This is a genomic window from Streptomyces sp. NPDC057543 (assembly GCF_042801895.1).
Lineage (GTDB): Bacteria > Actinomycetota > Actinomycetes > Streptomycetales > Streptomycetaceae > Streptomyces.
The window spans coordinates 1-12,882 of sequence record NZ_JBHVFF010000257.1 but is presented as its reverse complement, the minus strand read 5'-3'; the positions used below and the strand labels follow the sequence as shown (position 1 = coordinate 12,882).

Annotated in this window: 11 protein-coding genes; 9 read left to right on the top strand and 2 right to left on the bottom strand. The window is 69.9% G+C overall.

What is annotated here, in order from left to right:
• Window positions 1–40: 40 nt before the first annotated feature.
• The gene (locus tag ACFU8Q_RS31930; RefSeq protein WP_384460685.1) at window positions 41–847 is read right to left on the bottom strand and encodes an acyltransferase; all 807 of its coding nucleotides are present in this window, start codon (window positions 845–847) and stop codon (window positions 41–43) included.
• Between the two features lie 940 nt (window positions 848–1,787).
• Between ACFU8Q_RS31930 and ACFU8Q_RS31925 the strand changes: the two genes are divergently transcribed.
• Entirely contained in the window at window positions 1,788–2,678 is an 891-nt protein-coding gene (locus ACFU8Q_RS31925) for an IclR family transcriptional regulator (protein ID WP_384460682.1), read from the top strand.
• A gap of 116 nt (window positions 2,679–2,794) precedes the next feature.
• Here the strand turns inward: ACFU8Q_RS31925 and ACFU8Q_RS31920 are convergent, their stop codons facing one another.
• Window positions 2,795–3,358: a flavin reductase family protein gene (locus tag ACFU8Q_RS31920; RefSeq protein ID WP_384460679.1), complete on the bottom strand. Its 564-nt coding sequence runs from the start codon at window positions 3,356–3,358 to the stop codon at window positions 2,795–2,797.
• A 223-nt stretch (window positions 3,359–3,581) separates the two neighbouring features.
• Between ACFU8Q_RS31920 and ACFU8Q_RS31915 the strand changes: the two genes are divergently transcribed.
• The 8 genes from ACFU8Q_RS31915 (at window position 3,582) to ACFU8Q_RS31880 (ending at window position 12,866) form a co-directional block, all read left to right on the top strand.
• On the top strand, window positions 3,582–4,478 hold the full coding sequence (locus ACFU8Q_RS31915; RefSeq protein WP_384460676.1) for an alpha/beta fold hydrolase: 897 nt from the start codon (window positions 3,582–3,584) through the stop codon (window positions 4,476–4,478).
• A complete protein-coding gene (locus ACFU8Q_RS31910; protein WP_384460673.1) occupies window positions 4,475–6,166 on the top strand; it encodes an FAD-binding protein in 1,692 nt (563 codons plus the stop codon). Before ACFU8Q_RS31915 ends, ACFU8Q_RS31910 begins: the two co-directional genes overlap by 4 nt.
• Window positions 6,163–7,197, top strand: a complete 1,035-nt coding sequence (locus ACFU8Q_RS31905) for a 2Fe-2S iron-sulfur cluster-binding protein (protein WP_384460670.1) — start codon at window positions 6,163–6,165, stop codon at window positions 7,195–7,197. Before ACFU8Q_RS31910 ends, ACFU8Q_RS31905 begins: the two co-directional genes overlap by 4 nt.
• A 39-nt stretch (window positions 7,198–7,236) precedes the next feature.
• Window positions 7,237–8,145, top strand: a complete 909-nt coding sequence (locus ACFU8Q_RS31900; protein ID WP_384460668.1) for an acetaldehyde dehydrogenase (acetylating) — start codon at window positions 7,237–7,239, stop codon at window positions 8,143–8,145.
• A 22-nt stretch (window positions 8,146–8,167) separates the two neighbouring features.
• On the top strand, window positions 8,168–9,202 hold the full coding sequence (dmpG, locus tag ACFU8Q_RS31895) for a 4-hydroxy-2-oxovalerate aldolase (protein ID WP_384460664.1): 1,035 nt from the start codon (window positions 8,168–8,170) through the stop codon (window positions 9,200–9,202).
• A gap of 8 nt (window positions 9,203–9,210) precedes the next feature.
• Window positions 9,211–10,395 carry an acyl-CoA dehydrogenase family protein gene (locus ACFU8Q_RS31890; RefSeq protein ID WP_384460661.1) on the top strand — a complete coding sequence of 395 codons (1,185 nt, stop codon included), beginning with the start codon at window positions 9,211–9,213 and terminating at the stop codon, window positions 10,393–10,395.
• Window positions 10,396–10,461: 66 nt separating this feature from the next.
• A complete protein-coding gene (locus ACFU8Q_RS31885; RefSeq protein ID WP_384460657.1) occupies window positions 10,462–11,391 on the top strand; it encodes a VOC family protein in 930 nt (309 codons plus the stop codon).
• Window positions 11,388–12,866 (top strand): FAD-dependent oxidoreductase, encoded by a 1,479-nt coding sequence (locus tag ACFU8Q_RS31880; RefSeq protein ID WP_384460652.1) that lies wholly within the window; start codon window positions 11,388–11,390, stop codon window positions 12,864–12,866. The genes ACFU8Q_RS31885 and ACFU8Q_RS31880 overlap by 4 nt, the downstream gene beginning before the upstream one ends.
• The last annotated feature ends 16 nt before the right edge of the window (window positions 12,867–12,882 follow it).

The following is a 12,882-nucleotide window of genomic DNA, read 5'->3' as shown; positions in this document are numbered from 1 at the left end:
AATTTGACGTAATGTCACTGAGTCGCCGGACGTGAGCACTTCAGGAGGATCGGAGTTTCCTGGCCAGCCGTCGCACCGAGGTCGGAAGGTACCGGACCAGCCGCCGCTGCGCCTTGGGCTGCGGCCGCACCACCGGTTTCTCCGACACCGCGTCGTCATCGGTGGGATTCCAGTACTGCGGGGATTTCTCGCCCTTGCGCGGATACAGCTCATTCGGGCGGCGAGGAACGACCTCGGGACGCTCCCAGGCGATGTCCCGCCGCACCACCCGCGCCGGTGCTCCCACCGCGATGCAGTTGTTGGGAATGTTCGACGTGACGATGCTGCGGAAGCCGATCACCGAGCCGTTGCCGATGGTGACGCCGCCCATCACGACCGCGTGCTTCGCGATCCAGACGTGCTCGCCCACGACGATCGACTGCGACGGGTTCACGCGCTTCTCGGTGTGCACGTCGAAGATCGGGTGGGTGTCGTCGCCGCGCACCTCGATGTTCTTGGCGAACATCACGTCGGCACCGATCGTCACCGACACGCCTTCGACGGCGGAGATGAAGGCGCGGCCGGCGCAGCCCACGTTCTCGCCGATCTTGATCCGGGACTCGTGCCCGCAGCGCAGTTCGAAGCGGAGACCTGCGCGCTTCTTCGTGGTCTGCTCGATCTCGATCCGACCGTTGTCTCCCGAGAAGGTGACGAGCAGGTCCTTGATGTCTGCCTTGGGGCTGATGACGAGTTTGTTGTTCGAGCCCTTGAACCGGATATCGATCTTGGTCTCATGGATCTCGCCGTCGTAGACGATCTCGTTTCCCTGATCGTCTTTGTAGCGCTCCAGCTTGTGCAGTTGCAGCATCGTGATCTGAGGGGTGCCCTTGACCGGGTCAGGGTTGGACCTGCCCCTCGTACTGGACCTGCCCCTCGTACCTCCGTTCGGGCCTGCGATTTTGGCTCAAGCTATCAGATGACTCCGTTGCTGAACCTTGGCGTGATCGAACCGATCGCGGCCGCAACATCGGCTGCCGGATCGAGGGCTTCGGCGCCGCGCAGGTCACGTTCAACGCCTGATGGGCGTGCGCGCGGACGGCACCGAAGAGCCGATCGCCATGAGCGACGGCTACCGCGAATCAGCCGGCTCCTGGGCAGATCTGCTGGGGGACTGCATCAGAGCCGTGTTCACCGGCCTCACCGCCGCCGGCGGCGGAGTGTGCTGTCCACTCGGCACCGAGAGCGACACCTTCCACATGTGCCGGCTGAACGGTCAGCCGATCCAAGCCACGGTTCCGAGCCCTTGCTTCGCCAACTACTTTGATCCTGTGGCAGTTTGGCCCGGCCACCCCCACTCCTGGGGGTCAAGGGGTCGCAGGTTCAAATCCTGTCGTCCCGACTTTTAGGAATCGCAGGTCAGGGGACGTTTCAGGGCAATCTGAAACGTCCCCTTGATCATTTCTGGAGCTTGGTCGTGGCGCCGCGACGGTCGGAACGGCCGAGGTTCCTGAACTCCCGAAGACGGAGGTCTGCTTCGCGGCCGCGTGGTGGCGCGCAGGGGGGCGCCGCCCACCGCGACCCCGCCCGGTAAGGGCTGTTCGCGCGCCGGCCGTCGCGCGCCCGCTCCTTGCCCGGTCCCGGCAGGTCCCGGTGGTGTCTCCTGGTCGCGCTCCGTCGTCCGGGGCGCTCTGTGCGGGCGGCGCGGATCACGGAGCCGCAGATCTCCCGGTGTACGAGGGTTCCCCATGCCTCGGACCGCTGTTACATTCCGGAAAACAAGAATTCATTTCAGTTTACCTGGAGGATCCATGACGGTTGTCGATGTCGCCGCTGCCGTGGACATGCCCGCTCGCCGGGAGCTCCCGCCGTCGATGGTCGAACGCATGACGTTGATCATGGACGCGTTCGAATGCCGTACCACTCGGCTGTCCCTGGAGGAGGTGGCCCGCAGCACGCACCTCCCGCGCTCCACGGCCCATCGGATCCTCGACCAGCTCGTACGGCTCCAGTGGCTCGAGCACACCGGGTTCGGCTACGGCCTCGGGCGGCGGGCACTCGGGCTCGGCGGTGGCGACGGCACGAACAGCGAGATCCGGGAAGCCGCTGCGCCCAGACTGCACAGCGTGCAGATCCGGACCGGGCTGGTCGTCCACCTCGCCGTGCTCGACGGCGCCGACGTCCACTACCTCGACAAGGCCGGCGGCCGGTTCGCCGCGTCGGTCCCCTCGCGGGTCGGCGGGCGCGCGCCGGCCCACTCGACGGCACTGGGCAAGGCGATGCTGGCCTGGCTCGAACCGGAGGAGGTCGAGGCCCGGGTGGGCGGCGCCATCACCCGGCTCACCCACCGCACGATCGCCGACCTGGACACCCTGCACCAGGAACTCAACCGGATCCGGCAGCGTCGCGGCCTTGCGTTCGAGCGGGGCGAGTGCTTCCCCGGCATCGCCTGCGCCGCGGCGGCGATCCGTGGCCCCGAGGGGCCGGTGGCCGCCATTTCGCTGATCGGCGACGCGCAGACCCCACTGGAGAAGGTGGCCCCGCTGGTGGTCGACGCCGCACGACAGGTCTCGCTGGAACTGTTCCCCGGCCCGGAGACTCCTGGCCGGGGGCACCGCACGCCCGCCTTCCCGGAGCGGACGTGGTCTCCGCAGACCATGGACCGGCTGCTCGGCGCAGGCCAGAACGGTGACTGGCTGTAGAGCGTGTCCGGTGTAGAGCGAGTCCGGGGGAGCGCAGCCGGACAGGCCCTGGAGCCCAGGGCCTGTCGCCGGACCGCGGTCCGCCGTGCGAGGCCCGGCAGTCCGGCGACCGGACCTCAGCCCCAGTGGTCGCCCCAGCCCCAGGGATCGGGCATGGCGGCCGGCTGCTCCTCGACGCCGAACCGCCCACGGAAGAAGAGCATCGGCCGCCGCTCGGTCACCGTCTCCAGTTCCAGGACCCGCCCGATCACCACATCGTGGTCACCGGCGACGTGCACGTCGTACACCTCGGCATGGACCCTGGTGAGCACGCCGCGCAAGGACGGGGTGCCCCAGCGCGAGACGTCCCAGTCCAGCCCGTCGTACTTGCTTCCCCTGCTGGAGCCGAAGCGGCCGCAGACATCGGTCTGGTCCTCGGCGAGCACGTTGACGCAGAACCGGCCCGATTCCCTGATCCTCGGCCAGGCGCGCCCCTTGTGGTCGGCGCAGAACAGGACGAGGGGCGGCTCCAGCGAAACGGACGCGAAGGACTGGCACGCGAACCCGACCGGATCCGACCGGTCCATCCCGGTGACGACGGTGACACCCGTCGCGAACGCTCCCATGGCGCGCCGCATCTCCTGAGGAGTGGGCGCCGCGACCTCACCTGTCGGGGGTGCGGTCAAGGACTCTGCTGACATCGGATTCACCTCGACGGGTCCGGCACTGTGACGTGCTCCTGGCAGGGCACGTCCTGACGGTAGGACCGTCGCGTGCGGTACCGGACGGCGTGCTCCCGATGAATGGAACACGGCAGGCCGCAGGGCCGGCCCGGACCGCTCCGGCTGCCCGGAGCACCCGCGTCCCGCTGATCGGGATGAGTGCGGCGCCCCTGTGGGGGCCCTGGCTACGTTCCAGGAACCGTTGACCACAGGGACGTCGAAGGCAGGGATGATGATGGAGCTGAGCCACGACTCCACATTGCGTGAACTCACGACTGATCAGGGGGTTCTGCGCTATCACGAGGCCGGGGACGGTCCACCTCTGCTGATGCTGCACGGTTCGGGCCCCGGCGTCACGGGCTGGCGCAACTTCCGCGGCAATCTGGGCCGGTTCTCCGAGCACTTCCGCTGCCTGGTCCTGGAGTTCCCCGGGTTCGGGGTCAGCGACCCGGCCGACGGACACCCCATGGCCACCGCGACCGATGCCGTCGGCCGGTTCCTCGACGGACTCGGGCTGCACCGGGTCGACGTGGTCGGCAACTCCATGGGCGGCTTCGTCGCCACCCGGTTCGCGTTGGACAACCCCGACCGCGTACGTCGCCTGGTGACGATCGGTGGCATGGGCCGGAACCTCTTCAGCCCCGGCCCCGGCGAGGGCATCAACCTGCTGATGGAGTTCACCGAGAACCCGACACGTGAACGTCTCGTCCAGTGGCTGTACTCCATGGTGTACGACCCGGCCCTGGTCACCGAGGAACTGATCGAGGAGCGGTGGGCCCAGGCCACCGAGCCGGACACGCTCGCCGCCGCGCGCAGGATGTACGGGAAGGCCGCGTTCGCCGCCGGTGCCGCCGCCGCGGCGAGGTCCGAGGAGGCGCCGCTCTGGGCGATGCTCCACGGACTGCGGGCCAAGACCCTGATCACCTGGGGCCGGGACGACCGGGTCAGCCCGGTCGACATGTCCATCGTGCCGATGCGGACCATTCCCGACGTCGAACTGCACGTGTTCCCCAACTGCGGTCACTGGGTGATGATCGAACAGAAGGCGGCCTGGGAGAGTGCCGTGCTCGCCTTCCTGACCCGTAAGGACGCGGCATGAGCGCCGGCGCGGACGCGGGCGCGAACACGTCCTGGGACCACGAGTTCGACTTCGTCGTCGTCGGCAGCGGCGGTGGCGGCATGGCGGCCGCGCTGACCGCCGTGGACAGCGGCCTGTCCACCGTCGTGATCGAGAAGGGGAAGATGTACGGCGGTTCGACCGGCATCTCCGGCGGCGGCATCTGGATCCCCAACAACCCCACGCTGCGCGCCAAGGGCCACGACGACAGCCGTGCGTCGATCCGGCAGTACCTGGACCGCCTCACCGGGGGCCGCGTCCCGGCCGCCCGCCTCGACACCTACGTCGACCAGGGCCCGGCCGCCATGGAACTGCTCGGCAGGAGCCGGTGGATGCGGTTCTTCTGGGTCAAGGGATACGCCGACTACCACCCCGAGTACGACGGCGGCCGTCCGATGGGCCGCTCCGTCGAGGCGCTCCCCTTCGACACCCGCAAGCTCGGCGAGGACGAGCGGCACCAGCGGCCCAACAACATGAAGGGCCCGCTCGGCCTGTGGATCACCGCCAAGGACTACCGCGACCTCGCGATGGTCAAGCGCACCTGGCGCGGACGCCGGGCGTCCGTCGTCGCCGCCTGGCGGGTCTCGTCCAACGTGGTCCGCCGCCGGCACATGGCGACCGGCGGTCGCGCGCTGGTGGCACGGCTCAGGATGGCTCTGAAGGACGCCGGAGTCCCCGTGTGGCTGCGGACCCCGATGACCGGCCTGGTCGTCGGCGACGACGGCACAGTGGCCGGCATCGTCGCGCAGCGCGACGGCAAGCAGGTGCGCATCGGGGCGCGGCGCGGTGTGCTGCTCGCGACCGGTGGCTTCGACCACAACCAGGAGATGCGCGAGAAGTACCTGCCCGACGGCGGCCGGGAGAACCACAGCGCCGGAGCGCGGGAGAACGTCGGCGACGGAATCGTCGCCGGGCTGGAGCTCGGAGCCGCACTGGACTTCATGGACGACGCGTGGTGGATGCCTTCGGTGCGCCACCCGTCCGGCGCCACAATCCCCCTGGTGTCCGAGCGGTGCATCCCGCCGTCGGTGATCGTCGACTCCCGCGGCGGCCGCTTCACCAACGAGTCCTCCCCGTACGTGAACTTCGTCCACGACCAGTTGGCGGGCAGCCACGTTCCGGCCTGGTTCGTGATGGACGCCAAGGCCCGCGCCCGCTACCCGTTCGCGCAGATCCTGCCCGGAATGCCGTTCCCCAAGGACTTCTACGCGAGCGGCCTGGCACACCGGGCGGACAGCATCGCCGAACTCGCCGTCGCCATCGGCGTTCCCCCCGAGGAACTGACCGCGACCGTAGAGCGGTTCAACGGCTTCGCGCGCACCGGCAAGGACACCGAGTTCGGCCGGGGCGACAGCGCCTACGACCGCTACTACGGCGACCCGACCCTGAAGAACCCCAACCTGGACGAGATCGTCAAGGCGCCCTTCTACGCCGTACGCATCGAGGTCGGTGACCTCGGGACGAAGGGTGGGCTGGTCTGCGACGAGCACGGCAGGGTCCTGAGAGAGGACGGTTCGCTCATCGGCGGCCTCTACGCGACCGGCAACACCGCCGCGCCGGTGATGGGAGGCGAGTACGCGGGACCGGGCGCCACCATCGGCCCGTCCATAGTCTTCGGCTACGTCGCCGCCCGGCACGCCGCCGGCGAGACGACCGGGGAAGCATCGTGACACCGCCCGGCCCGCTCACCGTCCGCGTCGTCGAAGTCATCCGTGAGACGTCCGACGCCCACTCGCTCGTCCTGGAACCCGCCGACGGGACGCACGACAAGTTCCGCTACAAGCCGGGCCAGTTCCTCACCGTCAAGGTGCCCTCCGACCGCGAGGGCGGGGCCGCCCGCTGCTATTCGCTGTGCAGTTCCCCGCTGCGCGACGAGAAGCTGAAGGTCACCGTCAAACGCACGGCGAACGGATACGGCTCGAACTGGATCTGCGACAACGTCGTCGAAGGCGACACCTTGGAAGTGCTGCGCCCCGCGGGCACCTTCACCCCGGACTCGCTGGACGAGGACTTCCTGCTCCTCGCCGCGGGCAGTGGGATCACGCCGGTGATGTCGATCCTCACTTCCTGCCTGCACGGCGGGAGCGGATCCATCACCCTGATCTACGCCAACCGGGACGAGAACTCCGTCATCTTCCGTGACGAACTCGCCACCCTGGCCCGGGAGTACGGCGACCGGCTGACGGTCATCCACTGGCTGGAGTCCGTACAGGGCCTGCCGGCGGGTCCCGGTCTGCGGGCGCTGGCCGGGCCGTACACCGGACGCCAGGCGTTCATCTGCGGCCCCGGTCCGTTCATGGACCTCGCCGCCACGACGCTCACCGACCTCGGTGTACAGCCGGGGCGCGTGCACATCGAACGGTTCGTCTCCCTGACGAACGACCCGTTCGCCGCCCCGCAGACCGTCACCGACCCCACGGGGCCGTCCGGGACGGTCGAGGTCGAGCTCGACGCGCGGACCACGACCGTGCCCTGGCCCCGGGGCAGCAAGCTGCTCGACGTGCTCCTCGCAGCAGGCCTGGACGCGCCGTTCTCCTGCCGGGAGGGCAGCTGCAGCGCATGCGCCTGTGTGCTGACCGAGGGCGAGGTGGCCATGGAGCGCAACGAGGTCCTCGACGAGCAGGACCTCGCCGACGGACTCATCCTCTCCTGCCAGGCGCTCCCGGTCAGCGAACGGATCAACGTCACCTACGACGGGTGATCGCCCCCCAACCCCCTCGATTCGGATGAGGTTCGAACAGTGACCAAGGCGACCGCCGCGATCGTCGGCTCCGGAAACATCGGAACCGACCTGATGTACAAGCTGCTCCGGTCCGAAGTGATAGAGCCACGGTGGATGATCGGGATCGACCCGCAGAGCCCCGGCCTCAAGCGGGCGGCCGAGGAGGGCCTGCTCGCCAGTGCCGAGGGCGTGGACCGGCTGCTCGCCCAGGACGAGCGCCCGGACCTGGTCTTCGAGGCCACCTCGGCGTACGTGCACAAGGCGAACGCCCCCAAATACGCCGAACTCGACATCCAGGCCGTTGATCTGACGCCCGCCGCGCTGGGCCCCGCCGTCGTCCCGGCCGTCAACCTGGGCGAGCATCTGGACGCGCCCAACGTCAGCCTGATCACCTGCGGGGGACAGGCCACCATTCCGGTGGTCCACGCTGTCTCCCGGGTCACCGAGGTGGCCTACGCGGAGATCGTGGCCAGCGTCGCCTCGCCGTCCGCCGGCCCCGGGACCCGGGCCAACATCGACGAGTTCACGATCACCACCAGCCGGGGCATCGAGACCATCGGCGGCGCGGCCGAGGGCAAGGCCGTCATCATCCTCAACCCGGCCGAACCGCCCATGCTGATGCGGGACACGGTCTTCTGTTCCATCCCGGCCGACGCCGACCGCGCCGCGATCACCGCGTCGATCCACGAGATCGTCGCCCAGGTCGCGTCGTACGTACCCGGCTACCGGCTGCGCGCCGAGCCGCAGTTCGACGAGCCGACCGAGGTGAGTGGCGGCCTCGCCCGCGTCGCGGTGTTCCTCGAAGTGGAGGGCGCGGGGGACTTCCTGCCGCCCTACTCCGGGAACCTCGACATCATGACCGCCGCGGCCACCGAGGTCGGTGAGGGCTTCGCGCGGCGGATCGTCTCCCAGCGCGCCGGATCCTGAGCACCCAAGGAGTTCACCAGCCATGCCCTACAGCGCCGACCTCGACATCCGCGTCACCGACTCGTCCCTGAGAGACGGATCGCACGCCAAGCAGCATCAGTTCACCATCGAGCACGTCCGGTCGATCGTCGGGGCACTCGACGAGGCCGGGGTCCCGGTCATCGAGGTGACCCACGGCGACGGCCTCGGCGGCTCGTCGTTCAACTACGGCTTCAGCCACACGCCGGAGCAGGAGCTGATCAAGGCGGCCGTGCAGACCGCGCGCCGGGCGAGGATCGCCTTCCTGATGCTGCCCGGCCTCGGCGTCCAGGACGACATCCGTGAGGCGGCCGACAACGGTGCCGCCGTCTGCCGGATCGCCACCCACTGCACCGAGGCCGACATCGCGGTCCAGCACTTCGGGCTGGCCCGCGATCTGGGCCTGGAGACCGTCGGCTTCCTGATGATGGCGCACAGCCAGTCCCCGGAGGTGCTCGCCCGGCAGGCCCGCATCATGGCCGACGCCGGCTGCCAGTGCGTGTACGTCGTCGACTCCGCCGGAGCGCTGGTCATGGAGCAGACCAGCGACCGGATCGCGGCGCTCGTCGCCGAACTCGGCGACGACGCGCAGGTCGGCTTCCACGGCCACGAGAACCTGGGACTCGGCGTCGCCAACTCCGTGCTCGCCGTGCGGGCCGGCGCCCAGCAGATCGACGGCTCGACCCGCCGGTTCGGCGCGGGCGCGGGCAACACCCCGGTCGAGGCCTTCGCCGCGGTCGCGGAGAAGCTCGGCATCCGTACCGGAATCGACACCCGGAAGATCATCGACGCCGCCGAGGACGTCGTACGGCCGGTCATGGACGGCGAGTGCCTCCTCGACCGGATGTCGCTGACCATGGGGTACGCCGGGGTCTACTCCAGCTTCCTCAAGCACGCCGACCGGCAGGCCGCGAAGTACGGCGTGTCCGGCGCCGAGATCCTCCTGGAGGCAGGCCGCCGCAACCTCGTCGGAGGCCAGGAGGACCAGCTCATCGAGATCGCCGTAGCCCTCGCCGAGAACACCTCCGCACGGAAGTGAGAACAGCCATGCCCAATCCGGTACTTGACGCGATCACCGAGCGCGCGGAGGAGATCCGTGCGCTGGGACCGGCGAACGAGTCGCTCGGCCGACTGGACGACCGGACAGCCGAGGTGCTGCGGGAGACCGGTGCGATCCGGATGCTCCAGCCGAAGACGTACGGCGGCCTGGAACTGCACCCGCGCGAGTTCGCCGAGACCATCATGCGGATCGCCGCCTGCGACGGAGCGACCGGCTGGGTCGCCGGGGTCGTCGGTGTCCACCCCTGGGAAATGGCGATGGCCGACCCCAGGGTCCAGGAGGAGGTGTGGGGCGAGGACAACGACACCTGGATCGCCTCTCCCTACGCGCCGATGGGGGTGCTCCGCCCCGTGGACGGCGGCTACGTCTTCAACGGCCACTGGCAGTTCTCCTCCGGCACCGACCACTGCGACTGGATCTTCCTCGGCGCGTTCCTGGCCGACGAGGACGGCAACAGGCTGAACCCCCCGCAGTCGGTGCACGTCGTCCTGCCGCGGTCGGACTACGAGATCGTCGAGGACTCGTGGGACGTGGTCGGTCTGCGCGGCACCGGCAGCAAGGACGTCGTCGTCAGGGATGCGTTCGTCCCGGAGTACCGGGTCATCGAGTACGCCAAGGTGGTCGACGGCACCCTGGCGAAGGAGGCCGGGCTGACCAACCCCACGTACCGCCTGCCGTTCTCCGCCGCCTTCCCCCTCGGCATCACCGCGGCCGTCATCGGCATCTGCGAGGGGGCGCTGGCCCACCACATGGCCTATCAGCGCCACCGTGTCCAGATCACCGGCACGGCCGTCAAGGACGACCCGTACGTCCTCTACGCCGTCAGCGAGGCGGCGGCCGAGATCGCGGCCTCGCGCTCGGCGCTGCTGGACAACATCTCGCAGCTCCACGACATGGTGGCGGCCGGCCAGGAGGTCACCTTCGACCGGCGGGCCGTGGGCCGGCGTACCCAGGCCCGGGCGGCGTGGCGCGCGGTGCGGGCGGTCGACGAGATCGTCGCGCGCTCCGGCGGGAACGCCATGCGGATGGACAACCCGATCCAGCGCTTCTGGCGCGACGCCCACACCGGCCTCGCCCACGCCATTCACGTGCCCGGCTCGGTCTTCCACGCCGCCGCACTGACGCAGCTCGACATCGAGCCGCCGAACGGACCGATGCGCTCGATGATCTGACGACCGTCACGGCACCAGCGCCCGTCCGACGAAGGACCGGCAGACCGACAGATGAGGGAGGAACACATGACGCAGATACGAGGGCTGGGTTATCTCAGGGTCCAGACGCGCGACATCGACCGCTGGCGCGAACTCACCGTCGACGGCCTCGGTTTCGCCGAAGGGTCCGGGCCGGATCCCGACGGTCTCTACCTGCGGATGGACGAGCGCCGGGCGCGACTGGCCGTCCTGCCCGGTGACACCGACCGGGTGCTGGCCGTCGGGTGGGAGGTGCGCGACCAGTTCGCCCTGGGGGCGGTCGGGCGTGCCGTCGAGGCGTCGGGCAGAGCGGTCACGGAGCTGACGCAGAAGGAGGCCGACGAACGCGGGGTGGAAGCGGGCATCACCTTCGACGACCCCGCCGGCGTCCCCGTCGAAGTCTTCTTCGCCCCGGTCCTCGACCACAGCCCCGTGCTCAACGGCTTCGGCCAGACCTTCGTCACCGGAGGCCAGGGCATGGGCCATGTCGTCCTGCCCACCACCTGCATGGAGGAGACCGTCTCCTTCTACACCGAGGTCCTCGGCTTCCTGCCGCGCGGAGCGATCAGGCTCTCCGGCACGGATCCTGACACTCCACCGCGCCGCGTGCGCTTCATGGGCGTCAACCAGCGGCACCACAGTCTGGCCGTCTGCCCCGCGCCGCACGGGCAGGACCCGGGCCTGGTCCACCTCATGGCCGAGGTCGACAGCCTGGACGCGGTGGGCCGCGCGCTCGACACCGTGGGGCGGCTCGGCTTCTCGATCTCCTCCACCCTGGGCCGGCACACCAACGACAAGATGGTCTCCTTCTACGTGCGCGCGCCCGGCGGCTGGGACATCGAGTACGGCTGCGAGGGCATGCTCGTCGACGAGACGTACTACACCGCCGAGGAGATCACCGAGGACAGTTACTGGGGCCACGACTGGTCCGGCTCGGAGCCGCTCGCGGCCTTCACCCCGCCCGAGGCATTGCGGTGAGCGCCTCCCGGCCGGTGACACCGGTCCCGGCCTCGTCCGTCTCCCGGTACGACGCCGAGACCGACGTGCTCGTCGTCGGCTTCGGCTGCGCGGGCGCGGCCGCGGCCTTCGAAGCGGCCTCGGCCGGCGCCGAGGTCCTGGTACTGGAACGGGCCGGCGGGCCGGGCGGATCCTCGGCCCTGTCCGGCGGCGAGCTCTACCTCGGCGGCGGCACGCCGGTACAGGCCGCGTGCGGCTTCCAGGACACTCCGGACGACATGTTCGCCTACCTGAAGTCGGCGCTCGGCCCGCACGCCGACGTGGAGAAGCTGCGGGTCTACTGCGACGAGAGCGCCGGACACTTCCAGTGGTTCGTCGACCGCGGCCTCACCTTCGAGAAGAGTCTGTGGGACGCCCCCACCTGGATGCCGCTGTCGAAGGACGGCCTCATGTGGCTGGGCGAGAACGCCTGGCCGTACAACACCGTCGCCCGCCCCGCGCCGCGCGGTCACCGCTGCGCCACCGAGTCCTACGGCGGCTGGCTGATCATGGAGAAGCTCGTCGCGGCCGCCGGGGCCGCAGGGGCGCTCACCCACACCGACACCCTGGCCACGGCGTTGATCGTGGACGAGGACGGCCGGGTCGTCGGCGTCACCGCCCGGAGTTACGGCGAGGAGCGGGCCTACCGCGCCCGTAAGGGCGTGGTGCTCACCACCGGCGGCTTCGTCGACAACGAGGAGATGCTGGCCGACCACGCGCCGCACCTCGTCGGTCAGGGCAAGATCAGCGACGGGCTGGACGACGGCAGCGGCATCCGGATGGCGTCCGCGATCGGCGCGGCCACCCGGCGGATGTCGGTGACCGAGATCGCGCTCACCGCCCTCCCAGCCATGGCCACCCGCGGCATGCTGGTCAACGGCCACGGGCAGCGCTTCATCAACGAGGACGTCTACCCGGGTCTGTACAGCGTGGCCGCGGTGCTGACCCAGCCGGGCCCGTACTGGGTGATCGTCGACGAGGAGGGCTACGAGTCCGTGCCCGAGGCGGAACACTGGGGCGTGCTCCCGCAGTTCGTCGGCGAGACCCTGGCCGAGCTGGAGGCGGAGCTCGGGATGCCGGCGGGCGCGCTGGAGTCGACGGTGGGCACGTACAACAGGTACGCCGAGAAGGGCCAGGACCCGTACTTTCACAAGGACGCCCGGTGGCTGCGGCCACTGAAGGCGCCCTTCGCGGCGATCGACCCCCGCCTCGGCTTCAACCCGGGGGCGCGCGGGAACACGGGCGCCGGGACGGGCGTCGCCGGATTCACCCTCGGCGGGCTGCGCACGACCGTCGACGGCGCGGTGCTGGACGTCTCCGGCACCGCCGTTCCCGGGCTGTTCGCGGCAGGCCGGGCGGCCTCCGGCATCCATGGCGAGGGATACATCAGCGGTACGTCGCTGGGTGACGGCACGTTCTTCGGCCGCAGGGCCGGGGTGGCCGCGGCCCGCGGATAGTTCTCCGGTTCAACGG

Coding starts and splice junctions, on each gene's coding strand:
- ACFU8Q_RS31930 (WP_384460685.1), bottom strand. CDS start 847: ATGCTGCAACTGCACAAGCTGGAGCGCTACAAAGACGATCAGGGAAAC.
- ACFU8Q_RS31885 (WP_384460657.1), top strand. CDS start 10,462: ATGACGCAGATACGAGGGCTGGGTTATCTCAGGGTCCAGACGCGCGAC.
- ACFU8Q_RS31920 (WP_384460679.1), bottom strand. CDS start 3,358: ATGTCAGCAGAGTCCTTGACCGCACCCCCGACAGGTGAGGTCGCGGCG.
- ACFU8Q_RS31890 (WP_384460661.1), top strand. CDS start 9,211: ATGCCCAATCCGGTACTTGACGCGATCACCGAGCGCGCGGAGGAGATC.
- dmpG (WP_384460664.1), top strand. CDS start 8,168: ATGCCCTACAGCGCCGACCTCGACATCCGCGTCACCGACTCGTCCCTG.
- ACFU8Q_RS31910 (WP_384460673.1), top strand. CDS start 4,475: ATGAGCGCCGGCGCGGACGCGGGCGCGAACACGTCCTGGGACCACGAG.
- ACFU8Q_RS31925 (WP_384460682.1), top strand. CDS start 1,788: ATGACGGTTGTCGATGTCGCCGCTGCCGTGGACATGCCCGCTCGCCGG.